The following is a 21,068-nucleotide window of genomic DNA, read 5'->3' as shown; positions in this document are numbered from 1 at the left end:
TAAGCCGCTATGCAGCAGGAGTTTCCACATGGATCTTTCGGGGACAAGCCCCAGCGAGTCCGCACACCTTGGCCGGTCGCGTAGCAGCCTCCGCCTGACCGGCGGCCTCCTCGCAGCGGACACCCTCGCCTGGATCGCGGGTTTCGCCGTCGCCGCGTGGGTGCGCTTCGAGTTTTCGCTCACCGGCCTTGCCCTGGCCCGCGCGATCGGCATGGGCGTGCTGGCCGCGGCCCTGCACGTCGCGGTGTCCGCCGTTCGCCGCAACCACGCCGGTCGACACCCCCTGGGCAGCGTCGAGGAAACGCAGGGGCTCGCCAACACCGCCCTGGCCACAGGTGTGCTCGTGCTGATCGCGCTCGTGCCGATGGCGTCGCGGCCGGTACCCGCGAGCACGCCACTCGTCGGCGCGGCGATCGCGCTGCTCCTCATGCTCGGCACCCGACTCACGTACCGCAACCGCAGCGACCGTACGCTGCGCCCGGATGCCGGCCGCGCCGAACCGGTCCTGCTCTTCGGCGCGGGATCGGCCGGGCAGGGTCTCCTGCGGGCGATGCTCAGTGATCCGGCCGGCCAGTTCCTACCGGTAGGAATGCTCGACGACGACCCGCAGAAACGGCACCTGTCCCTTGCCGGGGTGCGCGTGCTCGGCTCCCGCTACGACGTCGGCACCGTCGTGCGACGCACGGGCGCCAAGATGGTGATCTTCTCGGCCGCGAACGCGGACTCCGAGTTGATCAACGAGGTCCGCGAGAGCACCCTGAAGACGGGGGCGACGTTCAAGATCCTCCCTTCGGTGCGGGAACTGGTCGACCATCGGATCACTGTCAACGACGTCCGGGACCCGGACATGGCCGACCTGCTCGGCCGCCGCCAGGTGGTCGGTGACCTCAGCGACGCGGAGTCGCAGCTGCGTGGGCGTCGGATCCTGGTGACCGGCGCAGGTGGGTCGATCGGCTCCGAGCTGTGCCGTCAGATCATGCGCGCCGATCCGGGCGAGTTGATGATGCTCGACCGGGACGAGTCGGCCCTGCACGCGCTCCAGCTGTCGATGTCGGGTCGGGCGATGCTCGACAGCCCCGAGCTGATCCTCGCCGACCTGCGGGACGAGGAGCGGATCCGACGGGTGATGGCGGAGCGTCGACCCGACATCGTCTTCCACGCCGCCGCCCTGAAGCATCTGACGCTGCTGCAACGTCACCCGGGCGAAGCGGTCAAGACGAATGTGTGGGGTACGCAGGCGGTACTCAACGCGTGCCGCGACGTGACGAGATTCGTGAACATCTCCACAGACAAGGCCGCCGACCCGATCAGCGTGCTCGGCTACTCGAAGCGGATCACCGAACGGCTGACCGCGAACGCCGGCGCGACCCACGGCGGCACGTTCCTCAGCGTCCGGTTCGGCAACGTCCTGTCCAGCCGAGGCTCGGTGGTCACAGCGTTCCGGGCCCAGATCGAGGCCGGGCTGCCCATCACTGTCACCCACCCCGACGTGACCCGTTACCTGATGACCGTCCAGGAGGCGGTACACCTGGTGCTCCAGGCCGCCGGCATCGGCCGCGACGGTGAGGCGCTCGTGCTCGACATGGGTGAGCCGGTACGGATCGACGACATCGCCCGCCAGTTGGCGACCCAGGCACCCGGGCCGGTGCAGATCGTGTACACCGGGCTCCGGCCGGGCGAGAAGCTCCACGAAGACCTCATCGGAGCCGGCGAGCAGGACCTTCGCCCACTGCACCCGCTCATCTCGCACGTGGCGGTGCCCCCACTCGACCCCATCGAGATCACCACGCTGGACCCGTTCGACGACCCGGAGAAGATCATCGATCGCCTCGCCTGGCTGTGCGGTCAACCGACCGGCGTCGTCGCGCAGGCCGCCAAAGCGATCACGTCCGCGCCCACGCAGCGCTGACCCACCGGCCGCACCCCGCAGGTGACGTCCAGGGGAGACCCGGCGCACCTGCGGGGCGCGCGCCCGCGACTGTGACGGTTGGCACCGGCATCGACACGGGCAGCAACGACACACCCATCGACCGATTGACAGAGATCAGTCCACACCGAGAGGCTCGCGCCTACAGGTCCTTCACCCAAGGAGGCGCGATGAGACCGAGACGACTGACGATCGCCAGCGTGGTCACCCTGCTCGGCGCACTGGCGTTGACCCCGCCGGCAAGCGCGAAGCCACCGTCCGAACCAGTCGCCCGCGACGGCCTGGAGGTCTACGTCGGCACGGTCGACGCGAAACAGCGGGACCAGCTACGCGCGGCGGGGGTCGACCTCGGCCACGACGCGAAGACGGACTCGACCGGCAAGACGACAGTCGAGACGGTGCTCAGCCGCCGGCAGGCGAAGCGGCTGACCGACCAGGGCGTCCCGCTGTCGGTGAAGAAGGTGCGCGGCAAGGACGCGTCGCAGGCGCTGCGGGAGCAGGCGGCGGCGGGCTGGACGGCGTTCCGGCCCTACGGGGAACCGGGCGGTCTGCGCGACGAGTTGAACGCCACCGCGGCCCGCTATCCGAAGCTGACCAAGGTGGAGACGATCGGTCGCACCCAGCAGGGCCAGCCGATCGTCGCCGTGAAGGTCACCAAGAACGCGCGGACCGTCGCGGACGGGAAGCGACCCGCCGTGCTCTACGCCGGCGCGCAGCACGCCCGCGAGTGGATCACGCCGGAGATGACCCGCCGGTTGATGCACCACGTGCTGGACAGCTACGGCACCGACCAGGAGATCACCAAACTCCTGGACACGACCGAGCTGTGGTTCCTGCCGGTGGCCAACCCGGACGGTTACGACTTCACCTTCACCTCGGGCAACCGACTGTGGCGCAAGAACCTGCGGGACAACAACGGCGACGGACAGATCACCTCCGGCGACGGCGTGGACCTCAACCGCAACTTCAGCTACAAGTGGGGGTACGACAACGAAGGTTCGTCACCGGAGCCGAACAGCGAGACCTACCGGGGCCCGGGCCCCAACTCGGAGCCGGAGACGAAGGCCCTGGACCAGCTCTTCAAGCGGGTCGGGTTCGAGTTCTTCGTCAACTACCACTCGGCGGCCGAGCTGCTGCTCTACGGCATCGGCTGGCAGGTGAGCACTCCCAGCCCCGACGACGAGATCTACAAGGCGATGGCCGGGGACGACGCGCACCCGGCGGTGCCCGGTTACGACCCGGACATCTCCGCCGAGCTGTACACCACCAACGGTGACACCGACAGCCACGCCACCGTCCGGTACGGCACGCTGGGCTTCACCCCGGAGATGTCGACCTGTGAGGCCGCCTCGGCGGTGGACCCGGACGACGAGTGGCGTCCGGAGGACTGCGTCAGTGGCTTCATCTTCCCCGACGACGAGACGTTGATCGCCGGCGAGGTGAGCAAGAACCTGCCGTTCGCGTTGGCCGTGGCCAAGTCGGCGGCGGACCCGGACGAGCCGGTGTCGGTGGTCGGCCGGAGCACCCCGGACTTCGTGGTGGACGCCTTCGACACCTCGTACGGGCGCACCCAGCAGGTCGCCGCCATCACCCGGCGGGCGCTGAAGAACGTGAAGATGCACTACACGGTCAACGGCGGGCGACCGAAGACCGTCGCGGTCCGCGAGTGGCGCGGCGGCGAGCGGTACGGCGGCACGCACGACGACTACTACGCGGAGCTACGCGGGACGGTCGGCGGCACGAAACCGGGAGACCGGGTGGAGGTCTGGTTCACCGGCAACAAACCCCGGTCCGGGGTGGTCGCAAGCGAACACTTCACCTACCGGGTGCACAGCGACATCGGCGGTGACGTGCTGGTCCTCGCCGCTGAGGACGTCACCGGTCTCAGCCCGGCGCAGACCGGCACCTCCGCGAAGTACGCCGACGAGATCGCGGCGTCGTTGAGCGCCGCCGGGCGCAGCAGCGACGTGTACGACTTCGACGTGATGGGCCGCAGGGCGCCGCACCCGCTCGGGGTGCTGTCGCACTACAAGGCCGTGGTGTGGGAGACCGGCGACGACGTGATCATGCGCTCCCCCGGCCAGGTTGCCGGCACCGCTGCCAAGGCGGCGCTGGACACCGAACTGGCCGTCCGGGACTACCTGAACGAGGGTGGAAAGCTCCTGGTCAGCGGCCAGTACGCGTTGTTCGCCCAGGGCGCCAACGGTTCGTACGTCTACCACCCGGACGCGCCGCCGGAGTGCACCAACGCCGACGACCTCACCTGCCTGCCGCTGCTGAACGACTTCCAGCAGTACTGGTTGGGGGCGCACACCTACGTCAGCGACGGCGGCACCGCGCCGGAGGGAGAGCCGTTCCCGGTCGCCGGCCGCGACGGCGCGTTCACCGGCTTCGACGGGCAGCTCAACGCGGCCGGTTCGGCGGAGAACCAGGGGCACACCGCGTCGTTCCTGACCACGTCGAGCTTCCTGCCGCCGGACGAGTTCCCGCAGTTCGCCAGCTCCGCGCCGGTGGGCTGGACCCGACCCGGTGGCGCGCCGTTCGACCCGCGTACGGGTGAGTGGTACCTGCACAGCGGGCAGGCCGACGAGTCGTACAAGCGGCTCACCCGCACGGTGGACCTCAGCGCGGCGACCAGCGGAGAGCTGCGCTTCTTCACCTCGTACGAGATCGAGCAGAACTGGGACTTCCTCTTCGTCGAGGCGCACGAGGTGGGCAGCGACGACTGGACGACCCTGCCGGACGTCAACGGCAAGACCAGCACTGTCACCGGGGACAGCTGCGCCTCGGGTTGGGACGAGCTGCACCCGTTCCTCGCCCACTACCAGGGCGCTGGCTGCTCCCCCACCGGTAGCACCGGAAGCTGGAACGCGGCGACCGGGACGTCGAGCGGCTGGAAGGAGTTCGTGGTCGACCTGACCGCGTACGCCGGCAAGCAGGTCGAGGTGTCGATCACGTACGCCTCGGACTGGGCCACTCAGGGCCTCGGCGTCTTCCTGGACGACGCCCGGGTGGTGGTCGACGGGTCGACGGTGGCGGAGACCTCGTTCGAGTCCGCCGACCTGGACGGCTGGACGGTGGCCGGTCCGCCGGCCGGGTCCGGTGGCAACGCCAACGACTGGTCGCGCAGCCAGCAGGCGTTCGAGGAGGGCTCGGTGGTGGTCACCGGGGACACGGTGTACCTGGGCTTCGGGTTGGAGGGCCTCTCCCCGGCGGCCCGCGATGACCTGGTCGCCCGCTCGTTGACCCACCTCACCGGTCAACCCCGCCCCTGACGGCGGCGAGGTGCGCCGGCGGTCCACGGGCCGCCGGCGCACCTTCGGCGCAGGCCGGGTGGGCCGCCGGCGCACCTTCGGCGCAGGCCGGGTGGGCCGCCGGCGCACCTTCGGCGTACGGCGGGTGCGCCCCGCACCGATGTGATGAGCTGTACGGGTGTCGGGGCTGGGACTTGTGCTGCACCCCACCCGGGATGTCACCGAGGTGGTCGAAATCATCGGACGGTGGGCGACCCGCCACCACAAGACGCTGTTCGTGCGCGAGGAGGACCAGCACCGCGTCCCGTCCAGCGTCGAACCGGTGCCGGGGGAAGAGGTCGCCGTCCGCGCCGACGCGTTGATCAGCATCGGCGGTGACGGCACCATGCTGGGTGCGCTGCGATCCGCCATCCGCGACCCGAAGCCGGTGCTCGGCGTACACCTGGGTCGTCTGGGGTTTCTGGTCGAGATCGAACCGCCGGAGTTGCCCGACGCGCTGAGCCGGCTGCTGTCGAGGGACTTCACCGTCGAGTCGCACGCGTGCCTCGCCTGCGACGTGTGCGGTGACGACGTCGTGGCGTTCAACGACATCGCGTTGGTCCGCCAACCGGGCGCCGGTTTCGTCAGCGTCACGCTCGCCATCGACGGCCAGCAGTACGGCTACTACCGCAGCGACGCCGTGGTGGTCAGCACCCCGATCGGCTCGACGGCGTACAGCTACGCGGCCGGTGGTCCACTGATCTCCCCGGCGGCGGACTCGGTGGTCATCACGCCGGCGGCGCCGATGGCCGGCATCTCCCGGGCGGTCGTGCTCTCGCCGGACGAGAAGATCCGGTTGGAGTTGCAGCCCAACTCGTCTCCGGTCGTCGTGGAGATGGACGGGTTGGTGTTCCGGGACGCGGCCACCGAGGGAGCGGTGGACATTTCGTACCGCCGCGACGCCGGTCTGGTGGTCCGCTTCGACCCGTTGCGCTACCAGGAGCGTAACCAGTTGAAGATGACGCTGCTCGACCTGCCGTTCCTCCCCGAGCAGCTCCGCGAACTGCTGCCCGAAGAGCTACGCCGGCGCAGCCAGGAGCTCCCGCCACCCGCCGACCCCCCACCCTGCTGAAACCCGGCCCCGCCCAGGAGCTGTTGATCAAGAGGTTTGCGTCATGCCGACCGGCGTGTCGTGACGCAAACCTCTTGATCACCGTGAGCGGGGCCCGGGGGCGCACGCAGGGTGGGCCGGAGGGGGTCAGGCCTGGGTTAGGGCCTGGTCTACCAGGTTTTTTGCTTCTTCCTGGATCTTCTTCAGGTGATCGGGGCCCTGGAAGGACTCGGCGTAGATCTTGTAGACGTCCTCGGTGCCGGAGGGCCTCGCGGCGAACCAGCCGGACTCGGTGCTGACCTTCAGGCCGCCGATCGGGGCGTTGTTGCCGGGTGCGGTGGTCAGGGTCGCGGTGATCGGCTCACCGGCCAACTCGGTGGCGGTGACCTGGTCCGGGTTGAGCTTCGCGAGCACGGCCTTCTGCTCCCGGGTGGCCGGGGCGTCGATCCGCGCGTACGAGGGAGCGCCGAAGCGCTCGGCCAACTCCGCCCAGTGTTCGCTCGGGCTGCGCCCGGTGGTGGCCAGGATCTCGGAAGCGAGCAGGCAGAGCAGGATGCCGTCCTTGTCGGTGGTCCAGGTGGAACCGTCGCGGCGCAGGAACGACGCCCCGGCGCTCTCCTCGCCGCCGAATCCGACGGCCCCGTCGAGCAGGCCGGGCACGAACCACTTGAAGCCGACCGGCACCTCCAGCAGCGGTCGGCCCAGGTCGGCGGCGACCCGGTCGATCATCGACGAGGAGACCAGCGTCTTGCCCACGGCGGCGGCCGGACCCCATTCGGAACGGGTACGGAACAGGTGGCCGATCGCCACCGCCAGGTAGTGGTTGGGGTTCATCAGGCCGGCGTCGGGGGTGACGATGCCGTGCCGGTCGGCGTCGGCGTCGTTGCCGGTGGAGATCTGGAAGTCGGCGCGGGCGGCGATCAGCGACGCCATCGCGTTCGGCGAGGAGCAGTCCATCCGAATCTTGCCGTCGCCGTCCAGGGTCATGAACCGCCAGGTCGGGTCGACCGTCGGGTTGACAACTGTCAGGTCCAGCCGGTGCCGCTCGGCGATCTCACCCCAGTACGCCACGCTCGCCCCACCCAGCGGGTCAGCGCCGATGCGCACACCGGCGTCGCGGATCGCGTCGATGTCGATCGCCGCCGGCAGGTCGTCGACGTAGTGCGCGAGGAAGTCGTACTCCCCGGTGGTGTCCGCGGCCCGGGCCCGCGCGTAGGTGACCCGGCGGACCTCCTTGAGCCCGGCGGCGAGGATCGCGTTGGCCCGGTCCTGGATCCACCGGGTGACGTCGGTGTCGGCCGGACCGCCGTTGGTGGGGTTGTACTTGAAGCCGCCGTCGTCGGGCGGGTTGTGCGACGGGGTGATGACGATGCCGTCGGCGAGACCGCTGGTCCGACCCCGGTTGTGCGTGAGGATCGCGTGCGACAACGCCGGCGTGGGGGTGTAGCCGTCGCGGCTGTCCACCAGCACGGTGACCCCGTTGGCGGCGAGCACCTCCAACGCGTCCACGGCGGCCGGCGCGGAGAGCGCGTGGGTGTCCCGGGCGAGGAACAGCGGCCCATCCAGGCCCTGCTCGCGGCGGTAGTCGCAGAGCGCCTGGGTGACCGCCAGGATGTGGTCGGAGTTGAACGCGTTACGCAGGCTCGAGCCGCGGTGGCCGGAGGTGCCGAAGGAGACCTGCTGCGCCGGGTCCGCGGGATCCGGGTGCTCGGCGTAGTAGGCGGTCACCAGGCGCGGCACGTCGACCAGGTCGGCGGGCTCGGCGGGCTGGCCGGCACGGGGGTGGGTCACTGCGGGATCCTCCTCGGTGTGTGCGGGTCGGTCACGGCTCGACCTTCTGGCCCTTGCCGATCACCACGATGCCGTTGTCGGAGACGGTGTAGCGCTGCCGGTCCTTCTCCAGGTCGACGCCGATCTCGACGCCCTCCGGGACGAAGACGTTCTTGTCCAGGATGGCCCGCCGGACCACCGCGTGCCGGCCGATCTCCACACCCTCCATCAGCACCGAGCCCTCGACGTGCGCCCACGAGTGCACCCGCACCTTCGGCGACACGATGGAGTTCTCCACCAGCGAACCGGAGATCACCACGCCCGGGGAGACCATCGAGCCGACCGCGCGGCCGACCCGCTCACCCCACTGGTGGACGAACTTCGCCGGCGGCCACGGCAGCTGCTCGGTGTAGATCGGCCAGTCGAAGTTGTACATGTTGAAGACGGGGTGCACGTTGATCAGATCCATGTGCGCGTCGTAGAACGAGTCGAGCGTCCCCACGTCACGCCAGTAGCCACGGTCGCGGTCGGTGCTGCCCGGAACCTCGTTGTCGCGGAAGTCGTAGACGTTCGCCTCGCCCCGCTCGACGAGCATCGGGATGATGCTGCCGCCCATGTCGTGCTTGCTGGTCTTGTCCTCCGCGTCGCGCTCGACCGCCTCGCAGAGCGCGCGGGTGGTGAAGACGTAGTTGCCCATCGAGGCGTAGATCTCGTCCGGCGCGTCGGGCAGACCCACCGCGTCGGTCGGCTTCTCGCGGAACGCCCGGATGCGCTTGCCGTCCTCGCCGACCTCGATGACGCCGAACTGGTCGGCCATCGACAGCGGCTGGCGGATGCCGGCGACGGTCACCGCGGCGCCGGAGGCGATGTGGTCCTCCACCATCTGCCGGGGGTCCATCCGGTAGATGTGGTCGGCGCCGAAGACGATCACGTAGTCGGGCTGCTCGTCGTTGATGAGGTTGAAGCTCTGGTAGATGGCGTCGGCCGAGCCGGCGAACCACCACGGGCCGCGACGCTGCTGCGCGGGCACCGGGGTGACGTAGTTGCCGAGCAGCGTGGACATCCGCCAGGTCTTGGTGATGTGCCGGTCGAGGGAGTGGGACTTGTACTGGGTCAACACGACGATCTTGAGATAGCCGGCGTTGGCCAGGTTGGAGAGGACGAAGTCGACCATGCGGTACATCCCGCCGAACGGGACGGCCGGCTTGGCCCGGTCCGTGGTGAGTGGCATCAGGCGCTTGCCCTCCCCACCCGCCAGGACGATCGCGAGCACCTTGGCAGCCATGCCACGACGCTATCCACCCGCGTCGCACTTCACCACTCGTACGGGGACTCTTCTGCACTAGGGTGCGGGGTCATGACGGAACCCACCCCGCTGCGCGTCGATCTGCTCACCCGCGAGTACCCGCCGGAGGTCTACGGCGGAGCGGGCGTGCACGTCGAGTACCTGGCCCGGGAGTTGCGCCGCCTCACCGACGTCCGCGTGCACTGCTTCGGCCAGCCGCGCACCGAGCCGGGCGTCACCGCGTACCCCGAACCGCAGGGCCTGACCGGCGCCAACGCCGCGCTCCGGACGATGGGTGTGGACCTGGAGATGGCCGCCGGCACCGCGGGCAGCGCCGTGGTGCACAGCCACACCTGGTACGCGAACCTGGCCGGCCACACCGCGAAACTGCTGCACGGGGTGCCGCACGTGGTGACCGCGCACAGCCTGGAACCGCTGCGGCCGTGGAAGGCAGAGCAGCTCGGCGGCGGCTACGCGCTCTCGTCCTGGATCGAGCGGACCGCGATGGAGGCCGCCGACGCGGTGATCGCCGTGAGTGGGGGGATGCGGACGGACGTGTTGACCGCCTACCCGCAGATCGACCCGTCGAAGGTCCGGGTGGTCTACAACGGCATCGACACCGTGCAGTACGCCCCGGACCACGACACCGACGTGCTCGACCGCCTCGGCATCGACCCGTCCCGTCCCAGCGTGGTGTATGTGGGAAGGATCACCCGGCAGAAGGGGCTGCCGTACCTGCTGCGGGCCGCCCGGGAGCTGCCCGCGGACACGCAGCTAGTGCTGCTCGCCGGCGCGCCGGACACGGCGGAGATCGCCGCCGAGGTCGAGGAGCTGGTGGCCGAGTTGCGGGCCAACCGGTCCGGAGTGGTCTGGGTGGCCGAGATGCTGCCCAAGCCCGAGGTGATCCAGGTGCTCACCCACGCGACGGTCTTCGTCTGCCCGTCGGTCTACGAGCCGATGGGCATCGTCAACCTGGAGGCGATGGCCTGCGAGACGGCAGTGGTGGCGACCGCCACCGGCGGCATCCCCGAGGTCGTGGCCGGCGACGAGACGGGCCTGCTGGTGCCCATCGAGCAGGCCACCGACGGGTCCGGAACCCCGTTGCGGCCGGAGACGTTCGTGGCGGACCTGGCGGCGGCGATCAACACCCTGCTCGCCGACCCGACACGTACCGAGCGGTTCGGCCTGGCCGGCCGCCGGCGCGCGGTGGAGCACTTCTCCTGGGACTCCATCGCCCGCCAGACGCTGGAGGTCTACCGCTCGGTCGGCGCGACGGGCTGAGCCCCTGGGCCTAGGGCCCAGAGCTCGACGCAGGCGCGTTGATCCACTCGCCTTTCAGCAAAGCGGGGCATCGAAGGCAGATTGATACCGCAGTTTCACGAAACGCGCGTGGATCAAGGCGCGGCGCCCGCGTCGGCGGTGAGCCTGCGCCACGGGAGACAACTGTGACATCGTCGACGACGATCACTTCGACAAGCCGCGAGGAGACGAGTTGCTCATCATCGCCGGAACGCTGCACGTCGATCCCACCGACCGCGACCGGTACCTGAGTGAAGTCGCGGAGGTGACCCGTCTGGCCCGCGCCGCGCCGGGCTGCCTGGACTTCAACCAGTCCGCCGACCAGCTCGATCCCACCCGGATCAACGTGTACGAGCGGTGGGAATCCGATGATCATCTGAACCGGTTCCGCGACGGTGACGGCCCGGCCCTGGAGCTACCACCGCTGCGGGACGCGAGCGTCCGCACGTACCGGGTTGCCGGGGTCGAGGAGGCGTAGCACCGTCCTCGACCCGCCAGCTACAGACGGCGGCTCCCGGTGTCAGATCGCCGTACCGGGCGGCGACTTGAGCAACGACGTCGCCTCGGCCAGAAAGCCGCCCCGGCCGCTCCGTAACGCGCTCGCCGCCAGCCGGACCAGGTCGATGTTGACGCCGGCGGCGCCGCTGGGATCGTGCACCCTGAGTTTCACGTCGAGGGTCACCGCCGTCCCCGCCCATCCCTGTGCCTCGATGTTGAGATGCGCGATCTTTTGCGACTTCAGCTGCGACAGGTAGCCGAGCGGGGCCAACTGCACCGAGCCGTCGGCCTGCACCGAGCCGTCGGCCGCCGACAGCGCGTTGAGCTTCGACTGCTTCTTGGTATCGGGGTTCTCCACCAGGTTGCGGAAGTCCTCGGTGCCCCCGAGGTTGACCTGGTAGGAGCTGACCAGTGTGAGGCCGCGCTCCTCGATGAGCCGCAGGAGCGCGTTGTGCAGCACCGAGGTGCCGAACTGGCTGGCCAGGTCGTCGCCGAGCAACGGCAGCCCGGCTGCCTCAAACCTGTCGATCCAGCGTGAATCGCGGGCGACCGGGTCGGAGGTCGTATTGATGAAGGCGACGCCCGCCGTGTGGGCAGCCTCGGCGTACGCCTGGGCGATCTCCGGTCGGCCACTCGGTGCCGAGTAGAGCAACACCTCCGCCCCTGCCAGCGCCGCCGCCACCCGCTGCACCTCGCTCGCATCGAGGAGGCCCTTCCTGACCGGCACGCCCGCTCGGGGCAGCTCGCAGTTCAGCCGAGGGAAGTTGTTGGGCGCCAAGAAGATCGCCTCGGTCAGGTCCCGACCGATTTTCTCCTCGGAGGTGGCGAAGGCCGCCACGATGTCGACGTCCCCCACCCCGAGCCCGTCGATCACCGGTCTGCGGATCCCGACCAGGCTGCCGCTTTGGCGGTAGAGGGCGAGCCCCTGCACCAGTGCCGACGTGTTGTTGCCGACACCGACAACCGCGACCTTCACCCGTTCGATCATGGGCGGAGGCTACGTCACCTCCGGCATGCTGGGCCGCCCCGACAGGACCGCCGACAGCACCGGCCCTGATCAACTCGCGTTGCCGAAAACCGGGCCGTCTGCGGACAGCGTCAACCAGGCGGCCCGGCCAGGTCGCCGGCGAGCGCGACGCCGACGGGCCACCACACCGGCAAGGCTGCCACCGGCGCCCGAAATTGTCGTACACCTGTTCTAGTCTTTGGTGGTGATCGATGCGTTGGAGCAGGCGGAGGCCGTGGTCGCGGCCTGCTTCGAGATGCCCGCCTGGGCGACCAGCGAGCGCGATCTCGTGGCGGCGTTGGATGCGACGCATCGCCTGGAGCAGCGGCTGGCGGCAGTCAAGCTGAGCGTCGTACAGGATGGACGGTCGAGGGACCGCGACGGCGCAGGGCTCGTCCTCGACGGCGGTGTGGCTACGCGACCGGCTGCGGCTCGGGGTCGGTGCCGCCCGGCGACTGGTCGAGATGGCCGCGATGCTCGATACCGCCCCGGCCGGGATCCGGGACGCGCTGTCGGGCGGAAGGGTCGACCTGGAACAGGCACGGGTCGTCGCCGAAACGGTCGCGACCGTCCGGACCGCCGCCGGCGCGGAGGCCGCCGACAAGGCTGTCGGTGTCCTTGTCGACTGGGCGGCGCAGTTCGACGCCGCCCAGTTGCGCAAGCTCGGCACCCGCATCCTCGACCACGTCGCCCCCGAGATCGCCGACGCCGCCGCCGAGGCGGCGCTGCGGGCACAGGAAGCACGAGCAGCCCGCGACCGGCACGTCACCATCAGCGAGCAGCCCAACGGCCGGCTGCGCCTCGCCGGAATCCTCGACACCGAAGCCGCCGCCGCGCTACGCGCCGCAATCGACCCGCTCACCACCCCCAGTGGGCCCGACAACACCCGCACCCCTGGTCAACGCCGCCACGCAGCCGTGGCTGACGTGTGCCGGCTCGCCCTGCGCACCGGTGAGCTACCCGAGAACGGTGGCGACCTGGCCCAAGTTGTCCTCACCACCAGCTACGACGGGTTGGCGCGGCAGGTGGGCACGGGCACCCTGGACAGCGGCCTACAGCTCAGCGCCGAGGCCGTGCGTCGGCTCGCCTGCGACGCGCGCATCCTGCCCGCCGTGCTGGACGGCAACGGCCAGGTCCTCGACGTCGGCCGGCAACGCCGCCTCATCACCGGGTCGCTACGCCGCGCCCTCGTGCTGCGCGACCGGGGCTGCGCGTTCCCCGGCTGTGACCGCCCGCCGCGCTGGTGCGACGGCCACCACATCCGGCACTGGGCCGATGGCGGCGACACCAGCCTCGACAATGCCGTGCTGCTCTGCGGTCACCACCACCGTCACCTCCACCACGGCGACTGGGCCGTCCGGCTCGGCGGTGACGGCCACCCCGAGTTCGTGCCGCCGGCCTGGCTCGATCCCGAGCAACTCCCCCGCCGCAACACGTACCACCGACGGAGATAGCCAACGAGGCGTTGGATGTCGCCAGTGCCGACGGAGCGTCAGTCAGGCACTAGCGCTGTCGCCGCGTAGGCGATCCCGGCAAAAGTCCCGGAAGGATCGCGGCGGGCGACCTGTCACGTCCGCGACGGTCGACGTCGTCCGGTCCTCCGCGCCTGCCCCGATCTCCGTGTCCAGGCTCGCGAGGAAGTGGGCGAAGTCCGGCGGTACGCCGTTCGCGCTGTGGCGTGCGGCCAGCTCTGCCGCGTCGACCGCACGGTGCTTGACCGACCGACCACTGACCTCGCTGAGGACGGCGGCGATCTCGTCGTAGCTCAGCGCCTCTGGTCCGGTGATGACGTGGTCGATGTTGTGCGACGTCGGGTCCGTGAGAGCCCGCACCGCGACCTCGGCGATATCGGCAGGGTCGACGAAGCCGACCCTCCCCGCGCCGGTGGCGCTGACGATCTCGCCATGATCGCGAGCGCTCACGGCGTGCGGCTGCTCACTGACGAAGTTCTCCATGAACCAGGACGGCCGCAGAACCGCCCATTCCGGGAACAGCTCACCCAGCCGTGCGTGCACCAGGCCCAGTCCGTGTTCGGCGGGCCCGATGGCCGAGGAGCTGAGCAGAACCACCCGGCGGACACCGGCGCTGCGTGCCCGGTCGAGAAACGGCAGCATGATCGGTGCCGGGTCGACCTCGCCGACCGGAGGGATGGCGTAGATCGCGCGCACACCCCCCAGAGCCTCCGGGTGGGTGGCCGGGTCGTACCAGTCGAATCGGAACCCTCCCGGGGAGGGGCGTCGGCTGGCGATCCGGGTGGGGTGACCACGCTCGGCGAGTGTGGCGGCGACGATGCGGCCGGTGGTTCCGGTGCCACCGATGACCAGGATCATGAGCGCACCAGGCCGCCACCGAGCAGTTCCTGTGCGGCGATCGGATCCCAGTAGTCGCGATAGCGCAGCAGCCGCCCGTCGCGGATGGTCAGCACGGCGATGTACTGCAGCTCGTACGGCCGACCCGTGGCGACGACGTGACCGGAGGCGACGAACTCCACGACGATGACCTCTGGATCCCTGGTCTCGTGCACGGTGCGATCACGGATCTCGCGTACGTCGAGCAGGGCTGGATAGTCGATCAGGTAGTCGTGAAGCTCGGTGCGCCCAACTACTCGGCGCGGCTGGCCCGGCGGCGCGAACGGGAGCTCGAGCACCGCGTCCTCGGCGAACAGCGCGATGAAACCAGCCATGTCCTTGGCGAGCAGCAGCTCCATGCCACGGTGGAACACCCCGGCGGGATCGTTCGACATGATCGTCCTTTCGTCGTCCGGGACGGTCGCGATAGCATTCGGACCGCCGGTCCGTTTCAACTATACGGACCGCCAGTCCGTTTGGCGAGAGGGGGCCTGGTGCGGGCCGATGCGCTACGCAACAGGGAGTCGGTGCTGGCCGCCGCCGGACGTCTGTTCGACGCCGCAGCCGACCCCGATCAGGTGTCGATGGACAACATCGCCACCGCGGCCGGCGTCGGCAAGGGCACCTTGTTCCGGCGCTTCGGCGACCGCATCGGGCTCATCCGCGCCCTCTACGAGCAACGGGGGCTGCGCTTGCGGGAGTCGCTTGCCGTGTCACCCGACCGGCCGCCAGCGGAGCAGGCCGTCGAACTACTGCGGGCCATGCTGCGCTTCAAGCTCGACAACCGGGTGCTCACGCTGGCGCTGGAGAGCGCCGGGGGCGGCAGTCCGTACCGCAATGAGGCGTACGACCACTGGCACGCCCTGCTCGCCGGCCTCGTGGCCGAAGCACGCGGCCCGCAGGCGGCGGATTACCTGGCCCACGCCCTGCTCGCCGCCGTCCGCAGCGACCTGGTCGAGCTCCTGCGCGACTGGCCCGAAGCCAGGTGGCACGCGGGACTGGACGCACTTGTCGGCTCCGTACTCGGCGACGACGGTGAGACTGTGTGACGGCGGTCAGGCGACGCCGAGGGTGGTGGTGGGCTGAATGATGCCGGCTGGCGCGCCTGACGCCGCCCGACTGAAGCCGATCGGGCCCCTCGTCCGACCTTGATCCACTCGGATTTCAGGAAACCGCCGCAATAGGCTCGCGTCCATGCCGCGCTTTCAATGAACACATGTCGATCTTGACCGCAGCCGGGCAGTGGCCCGGCGGCGATCATTCGCCTGGCGTGATCAGCGTCAGGCTCGGGAAGTACGTGCGGTATCGCGACCCGTCACGGGTCAGCAGGCTGTATCGGCACACGGCCGCGTGCGCGCCGATGTAGAAGTCGGCTACCGGTGAGCGTTTCGTGCCGCCCAGCTTGCGGTACCGCGCATAAGCCTTGCCGGCGAGGAAGCCCGCGAGGTATGGAAGCTCCTCGCGAAGGAAGTCCCCAGCCGGCAATGCCTCGTCCAATTCCTCGATGCGGGAGAAACGGACCGACACCTCGGCGTACACGATGGGGTTGATCACCAGGTTGCCTGCGTCACGGGCTTCGGCGAGGGCGGCCCCGGACCACTCCGCCCACTTGGGGTCATCGGTCAGGATGTCCAGCAGCACATTGGTGTCGACCAGGGTCGTCGTCGCGTCGGATGGACGCGACGGCACTGCGCGGAGCCGGTCACTCGCCACGCAGCAACTCCATCAGCTCCTCGGTGGACATGTGCTCGGTCTCCTTGGCGCTTCCCCGACCCCGCATGTGGCGGACGAGACGCTCCCCACGGGTGTCGGCACCGTGCACGCGCACGATGCGGAGGGTCCCACCGTCCTCGACCACATCGACCTCGTCGCCCTCGTGCAGGTTGTATCGCGCCCGAAGAGCTGCCGGGATGGTCACCTGGCCCTTGCTGTTCAACCGCATGCTCTGGACCTCCGTCACGTAATACCAACGATACGTGACACGTTTCGGTGCGGGACCTCCGTGCCGGCCCGCCACCATCCGCGAACGCGGCCGTGATCCGCCCGTTCCCCGTGAAGATCCGCACAACGTCACCGAAACTGCTGCCTCAAAGCTCGCTGAGGCAGCAGTTTCACCGAAAGTGCGCGGATCTTGGCGCGCATCCCCAGAGGGCGGGGCGGACCGGCGGGCTTGGCCGCGCGCGAACGGATCTCGCGCAGTAGGTTGGCGGGGTGACTGGACGGTTCCCGATCGAAGACGTCTCCCCCGTCGTCTCGTGCGGGCGGTACCCGGCCAAGGCGGTGGTCGACGAGCCGGTTCCGGTGTCGGCACGCGCCTACCGGGAGGGGCACGACGCGCTGGGCTGCAACGTGGTGTGGGCCGGCCCCGACGGCACCACCCTGCCGTTCACCCGGATGCGCCCCGGTGAACCCGGCCAGGATCGCTGGCACGCCGTCATCACACCGGACGCCGTCGGCGCGTGGACGTTCTCCGTCGAGGCGTTCCAGGACCCGTACCTCACCTGGCAGAACGCGGTGACCAAGAAGATCGCCGCCGGGCAGGGGCCGGAGGACCTGGCCAACGACCTGGCCGAGGGCGCGCGAGTGCTCGCCGCCGCCCGGGACCTCGTACCGGCCGCCGACCGGCCCCGGGTCGCCGACGCGCTCGCCGCGCTCGCCGAGACGGACCTGCCGCTGCCGCAGCGGGTCGACCCGGCGCTCGCACTGGCCGACCTGCTCTGGCAGCACCCGGTGCGGGAGTTGGTGACCGCCGGTGAGACGTACTCGATCTGGGTCGACCGCAAGCGGGCGCTCTTCTCCGCCTGGTACGAGTTCTTCCCCCGTTCCGAGGGGGCCGTGGGCGGCCGGTCCGGCACGTTCGCGACCGCCACCGACCGGCTGCCGGGGGTGGCCGCGATGGGCTTCGACGTGCTCTACCTGCCGCCGATCCACCCGATCGGCCGGGTCAACCGCAAGGGCCGCAACAACGCGCTCACCGCCGGGCCGACCGACGTGGGCTCACCGTGGGCGATCGGCGCCGCCGAGGGCGGCCACGACACCATCCACCCCGACCTGGGTACGCCGGCAGACTTTCGGGCCTTCGTCCAGGCGGCTGCGGCGCAGGGCCTCGAGGTCGCGATGGACCTGGCGTTGCAGTGCGCGCCGGACCACCCCTGGGTGACGGAGCACCCGGAGTGGTTCACCACCCGGGCCGACGGCAGCATCGCGTACGCGGAGAACCCGCCGAAGAAGTACCAGGACATCTACCCGGTCAACTTCGACAACGACCCGGAGGGCATCCGGGCCGAGGTGTTGCGGGTGGTGCTGCACTGGGTCGGCGAGGGCATCCGGATCTTCCGGGTGGACAACCCGCACACCAAGCCGTTCGACTTCTGGCACTGGCTGATTGCCGAGGTCAAGAAGGTCGACAAGGATGTGCTGTTCCTGGCCGAGGCGTTCACCCGCCCGGCGATCATGCACGGCCTCGGCAAGATCGGCTTCACGCAGTCGTACACCTATTTCACCTGGCGCACGACGGCCGCGCAGATGCGGGAGTACTGCGAGGAGCTGGTCGAGTCGGCCGACCACATGCGGCCGAACTTCTGGCCGAACACGCCGGACATCCTGCACGAGTCGTTGCAGCACGGCGGCCCGCCGATGTTCAAGATCCGGGCGGTGCTGGCCGCGCTGCTCTCCCCCTCCTGGGGAATGTACGCCGGTTTCGAGCTGTTCGAGCACGTGGCCCGCCCGGGTGCCGAGGAGTACCTGGACAACGAGAAGTACGAGCTGCGTCCCCGGGACTGGGCCGCCGCCGAGGCGCAGGGCCGCTCGCTGGCCCCGTTCCTGACCACCCTCAACCGGGTACGCCGGGACAACCCGGCGCTGCACCAGCTTCGCAACCTGCGGTTCCACGAGATCGACAACCCGGCGTTGCTGTGCTGGTCGAAGCACGACCCGGCGACCGGCAACACTGTCATCGTGGTCTGCTCGTTCGACTCACGCGAGGTGCAGTGGGGCAACACGACGCTGGACATGCCGGCGCTGGGCTTCGACTGGCACGAGCGGTTCACGGTGCACGACGAGCTGACCGGCACCAGCTACGACTGGGGTCAACGCAACGCGGTACGGCTCGACCCGTACCTGCAACCGGCGCACGTGTTGACAGTGCGCCGCCCCACCCCGCCGGCCACGCCGGAACCGGCGGGCGCCGAACCGGCGGACCTCACCGTCGCCGACGTGCCCGACGACCTCTCCGGCGGCACCGCACCGACGACCCCGGTGCCGACGACCCCGGCACGCCGGTCCGGCCCCGTTCCGACCCCTCCGCGCGGGTCCGGCCCCGTTCCGACCCCTCCGCGCCGGTCGACCGCCCGCCGGTCCGCCCCCGCACCGACCGATGCCGCACCGAAGGACGCCCGATGGACCAGCTGATCTCCGGCGCGACACACGACCCGCACGCGGTGCTCGGCGCGCACCCCGCCGACTCCTCGACGACGATCCGCACGCTGCGCCGGGGCGCCGGCGACGTGGTGCTGCTCGTCGGCGACGAGCGGTACCCGATGAAGCGGGTGCACGACGTGGGCGTCTTCGAGGCCACCGTCGACGGCACGGTGCTCGACTACCGGGTGGAGGTCGACGGCACCGCGTACGACGACCCGTACCGCTATCCGCCGACCCTCGGCGACCTGGACCTGCACCTGATCGGCGAGGGCCGGCACGAGCGGCTGTGGGACGCGCTGGGCGCCCGGGTCTTCGACGAGGGCGTCGCGTTCAGCGTGTGGGCGCCCAACGCCCGCGGAGTACGGGTGATCGGCGACTTCACCGGCTGGGCGCCCGACGACGGCTGGCCGATGCGCTCGCTCGGCTCCACCGGCGTGTGGGAACTGTTCGTGCCCAACGCCCGCGTCGGGGCCCGCTACAAGTACCGGATCCTCGGCGCCGACGGCCAGTGGCGGGACAAGGCCGACCCCCTGGCCGCGTACGCCGAGGTGCCCCCGGCCACCGCCTCGGTGGTACACCACTCGACGTACCGGTGGAACGACGCGGACTGGCTGGCCCGCCGGGCCGAACGGCAGCCTCACCAGGAACCGATGAGCGTCTACGAGGTGCACCTCGGCTCGTGGCGACCCGGGCTGAGTTACCGCGAGCTGGCCGAACAGCTCACCGAGTACGTCACCGGGCTGGGCTTCACGCACGTCGAGTTCCTGCCGGTAATGGAGCACCCGTTCGGCGGTTCCTGGGGTTACCAGGTCACCGGTTACTTCGCGCCGACGTCCCGGTTCGGCGACCCGGACGACTTCCGCTACCTCGTCGACCGGCTGCACGCCGCCGGCGTCGGCGTGATCCTCGACTGGGTGCCCGCGCACTTCCCCAAGGACGAGTGGGCCCTGGCCCGCTTCGACGGCACCCCGCTCTACGAACACCCCGACCCGCGCCGTGGCGAACACCCCGACTGGGGTACGTACGTCTTCGACTTCGGCCGCAGCGAGGTGCGCAACTTCCTGGTCGCCAACGCGCTCTACTGGTGCGACCAGTTCCACGTCGACGGGCTGCGGGTGGACGCCGTCGCCTCGATGCTCTACCTGGACTACTCCCGCAACCACGGCGAGTGGGCGCCCAACCAGTACGGCGGTCGGGAGAACCTGGAAGCCATCGCGCTCATGCAGGAGGTGAACGCGACCGTCTACAAGCACCACGCCGGTGTCGTCATGATCGCCGAGGAGTCCACGGCCTGGCCTGGTGTCACCCGCTCCACCGCCGACGGCGGGCTGGGCTTCGGGTTCAAGTGGAACATGGGCTGGATGCACGACACCCTGCTCTACACCTCGAAGGACCCGATCTACCGCCAGCACCACCACCATCAGCTCACCTTCTCCCTGGCGTACGCCTGGAGCGAGAACTACGTGCTGCCGATCAGCCACGACGAGGTCGTGCACGGCAAGGGATCTTTGGCCGGCAAGATGCCCGGCGACACCTGGCAGCGGCTGGCGAACGTCCGCGCGCTGCTGGCGTACATGTGGGCGCACCCGGGCAAGCAGTTGCTCTTCATGGGCTCCGAGCTGGCCGACGACCGGGAGTGGAGCGAGGAACGCGGCCTCGACTGGTACCTGCTCCACGACCCGGCCCGCGCCGGTGTGCAGCGGCTCGTCGGCGACCTCAACCGGGTCTACCGGGACACCCCGGCGCTCTGGGCGCAGGACACCGACCCGGCCGGGTTCCGGTGGATCGCCGGCGACGACGTCGCCAACAACACCGTGTCGTTCGTCCGGATCGCCCCGGACGGTTCGACGCTGGTCTGCGTGGCGAACTTCTCCGCCCAGCCCCTGCACGACTACCGGATCGGGTTGCCGGCCGGCGGGACGTGGACCGAGGTGCTGAACACCGACGCGCACCACTACGGCGGGTCGGGGGTGGGCAACCTGGGCGAGGTACGGGCCGAGGACGTGCCGTGGCACGGGATGGTGGCGTCGGCGGCTCTCCAGGTGCCGCCGCTGGGTGCCGTCTGGCTCCGCCAGGGCTGACCCCTGCCGCCGACACCGGCCGACGACGCACTCACCTTGATCAAGTGATGAGAAGTAGGTGCCAGGGTCGTTTCTGACCTACTTCTCATCA

General features: G+C 70.0%; 16 protein-coding genes. 9 read left to right on the top strand and 7 right to left on the bottom strand.

Features of this window, described 5'->3' with window-relative positions; all coding sequences use genetic code 11:
* Positions 1 to 28 precede the first annotated feature (28 nt).
* From O7631_RS15375 to O7631_RS15365, 3 genes are all read left to right on the top strand, one after another.
* Entirely contained in the window at positions 29 to 1,909 is a 1,881-nt protein-coding gene (locus tag O7631_RS15375) for a nucleoside-diphosphate sugar epimerase/dehydratase (protein WP_278144840.1), read from the top strand.
* Between the two features lie 188 nt (positions 1,910 to 2,097).
* On the top strand, positions 2,098 to 5,202 hold the full coding sequence (locus O7631_RS15370) for a M14 family metallopeptidase (protein WP_278144839.1): 3,105 nt from the start codon (positions 2,098 to 2,100) through the stop codon (positions 5,200 to 5,202).
* 157 nt (positions 5,203 to 5,359) lie between these two features.
* Complete coding sequence (locus tag O7631_RS15365) at positions 5,360 to 6,292, top strand: NAD(+)/NADH kinase (protein WP_278144838.1); 933 nt, start codon at positions 5,360 to 5,362, stop codon at positions 6,290 to 6,292.
* 126 nt (positions 6,293 to 6,418) lie between these two features.
* Here the strand turns inward: O7631_RS15365 and pgm are convergent, their stop codons facing one another.
* The gene (gene pgm / locus O7631_RS15360) at positions 6,419 to 8,062 is read right to left on the bottom strand and encodes a phosphoglucomutase (alpha-D-glucose-1,6-bisphosphate-dependent) (protein WP_278144837.1); all 1,644 of its coding nucleotides are present in this window, start codon (positions 8,060 to 8,062) and stop codon (positions 6,419 to 6,421) included.
* A gap of 31 nt (positions 8,063 to 8,093) precedes the next feature.
* Complete coding sequence (gene glgC / locus O7631_RS15355) at positions 8,094 to 9,326, bottom strand: glucose-1-phosphate adenylyltransferase (RefSeq protein ID WP_088990519.1); 1,233 nt, start codon at positions 9,324 to 9,326, stop codon at positions 8,094 to 8,096.
* A gap of 72 nt (positions 9,327 to 9,398) precedes the next feature.
* Between glgC and glgA the strand changes: the two genes are divergently transcribed.
* Positions 9,399 to 10,607: a glycogen synthase gene (glgA, locus tag O7631_RS15350; protein ID WP_278144836.1), complete on the top strand. Its 1,209-nt coding sequence runs from the start codon at positions 9,399 to 9,401 to the stop codon at positions 10,605 to 10,607.
* A gap of 211 nt (positions 10,608 to 10,818) precedes the next feature.
* Positions 10,819 to 11,103, top strand: a complete 285-nt coding sequence (locus O7631_RS15345) for an antibiotic biosynthesis monooxygenase family protein (protein ID WP_278144835.1) — start codon at positions 10,819 to 10,821, stop codon at positions 11,101 to 11,103.
* Positions 11,104 to 11,145: 42 nt separating this feature from the next.
* Here the strand turns inward: O7631_RS15345 and O7631_RS15340 are convergent, their stop codons facing one another.
* The gene (locus tag O7631_RS15340; RefSeq protein ID WP_278144834.1) at positions 11,146 to 12,111 is read right to left on the bottom strand and encodes an inositol-3-phosphate synthase; all 966 of its coding nucleotides are present in this window, start codon (positions 12,109 to 12,111) and stop codon (positions 11,146 to 11,148) included.
* 377 nt (positions 12,112 to 12,488) lie between these two features.
* On the opposite strand from O7631_RS15340, the gene O7631_RS15335 reads away from it, so the two are divergent.
* Positions 12,489 to 13,583, top strand: coding sequence for a DUF222 domain-containing protein (locus O7631_RS15335; RefSeq protein WP_347403509.1), 1,095 nt, complete (start codon positions 12,489 to 12,491; stop codon positions 13,581 to 13,583).
* Positions 13,584 to 13,625: 42 nt separating this feature from the next.
* Here O7631_RS15335 and O7631_RS15330 read toward each other — a convergent pair whose 3' ends face one another.
* Both O7631_RS15330 and O7631_RS15325 read right to left on the bottom strand, forming a co-directional pair.
* Positions 13,626 to 14,459: an NmrA family NAD(P)-binding protein gene (locus O7631_RS15330; protein ID WP_278144833.1), complete on the bottom strand. Its 834-nt coding sequence runs from the start codon at positions 14,457 to 14,459 to the stop codon at positions 13,626 to 13,628.
* The gene (locus tag O7631_RS15325; RefSeq protein WP_278144832.1) at positions 14,456 to 14,872 is read right to left on the bottom strand and encodes a nuclear transport factor 2 family protein; all 417 of its coding nucleotides are present in this window, start codon (positions 14,870 to 14,872) and stop codon (positions 14,456 to 14,458) included. Before O7631_RS15325 ends, O7631_RS15330 begins: the two co-directional genes overlap by 4 nt.
* 99 nt (positions 14,873 to 14,971) lie before the next feature.
* On the opposite strand from O7631_RS15325, the gene O7631_RS15320 reads away from it, so the two are divergent.
* A complete protein-coding gene (locus O7631_RS15320; protein WP_278144831.1) occupies positions 14,972 to 15,526 on the top strand; it encodes a TetR/AcrR family transcriptional regulator in 555 nt (184 codons plus the stop codon).
* Between the two features lie 208 nt (positions 15,527 to 15,734).
* Here O7631_RS15320 and O7631_RS15315 read toward each other — a convergent pair whose 3' ends face one another.
* Together O7631_RS15315 and O7631_RS15310 are read right to left on the bottom strand one after the other, a co-directional pair.
* Positions 15,735 to 16,190 carry a type II toxin-antitoxin system VapC family toxin gene (locus O7631_RS15315; RefSeq protein ID WP_278144830.1) on the bottom strand — a complete coding sequence of 152 codons (456 nt, stop codon included), beginning with the start codon at positions 16,188 to 16,190 and terminating at the stop codon, positions 15,735 to 15,737.
* Positions 16,180 to 16,437: an AbrB/MazE/SpoVT family DNA-binding domain-containing protein gene (locus O7631_RS15310; RefSeq protein WP_278144829.1), complete on the bottom strand. Its 258-nt coding sequence runs from the start codon at positions 16,435 to 16,437 to the stop codon at positions 16,180 to 16,182. The genes O7631_RS15315 and O7631_RS15310 overlap by 11 nt, the downstream gene beginning before the upstream one ends.
* 251 nt (positions 16,438 to 16,688) lie before the next feature.
* Between O7631_RS15310 and O7631_RS15305 the strand changes: the two genes are divergently transcribed.
* Both O7631_RS15305 and glgB read left to right on the top strand, forming a co-directional pair.
* The gene (locus O7631_RS15305) at positions 16,689 to 18,887 is read left to right on the top strand and encodes an alpha-1,4-glucan--maltose-1-phosphate maltosyltransferase (protein ID WP_278144828.1); all 2,199 of its coding nucleotides are present in this window, start codon (positions 16,689 to 16,691) and stop codon (positions 18,885 to 18,887) included.
* The gene (gene glgB, locus O7631_RS15300; protein WP_278144827.1) at positions 18,875 to 20,977 is read left to right on the top strand and encodes a 1,4-alpha-glucan branching protein GlgB; all 2,103 of its coding nucleotides are present in this window, start codon (positions 18,875 to 18,877) and stop codon (positions 20,975 to 20,977) included. Before O7631_RS15305 ends, glgB begins: the two co-directional genes overlap by 13 nt.
* Positions 20,978 to 21,068 lie beyond the last annotated feature (91 nt).

This window comes from Micromonospora sp. WMMD967, assembly GCF_029626165.1.
In the GTDB taxonomy this organism is placed as follows: domain Bacteria; phylum Actinomycetota; class Actinomycetes; order Mycobacteriales; family Micromonosporaceae; genus Micromonospora; species Micromonospora taraxaci.
This window is presented reverse-complemented; position numbering and strand designations above follow the sequence as displayed.

Bases quoted from the DNA above. Each gene is read 5' to 3' on its own strand.
- O7631_RS15375 (WP_278144840.1), top strand. From the start codon at position 29: ATGGATCTTTCGGGGACAAGCCCCAGCGAGTCCGCACACCTTGGCCGG.
- glgB (WP_278144827.1), top strand. From the start codon at position 18,875: ATGGACCAGCTGATCTCCGGCGCGACACACGACCCGCACGCGGTGCTC.
- O7631_RS15330 (WP_278144833.1), bottom strand. From the start codon at position 14,459: ATGATCCTGGTCATCGGTGGCACCGGAACCACCGGCCGCATCGTCGCC.
- glgA (WP_278144836.1), top strand. From the start codon at position 9,399: ATGACGGAACCCACCCCGCTGCGCGTCGATCTGCTCACCCGCGAGTAC.
- O7631_RS15325 (WP_278144832.1), bottom strand. From the start codon at position 14,872: ATGTCGAACGATCCCGCCGGGGTGTTCCACCGTGGCATGGAGCTGCTG.
- glgC (WP_088990519.1), bottom strand. From the start codon at position 9,326: ATGGCTGCCAAGGTGCTCGCGATCGTCCTGGCGGGTGGGGAGGGCAAG.
- O7631_RS15335 (WP_347403509.1), top strand. From the start codon at position 12,489: ATGGACGGTCGAGGGACCGCGACGGCGCAGGGCTCGTCCTCGACGGCG.
- O7631_RS15340 (WP_278144834.1), bottom strand. From the start codon at position 12,111: ATGATCGAACGGGTGAAGGTCGCGGTTGTCGGTGTCGGCAACAACACG.
- O7631_RS15370 (WP_278144839.1), top strand. From the start codon at position 2,098: ATGAGACCGAGACGACTGACGATCGCCAGCGTGGTCACCCTGCTCGGC.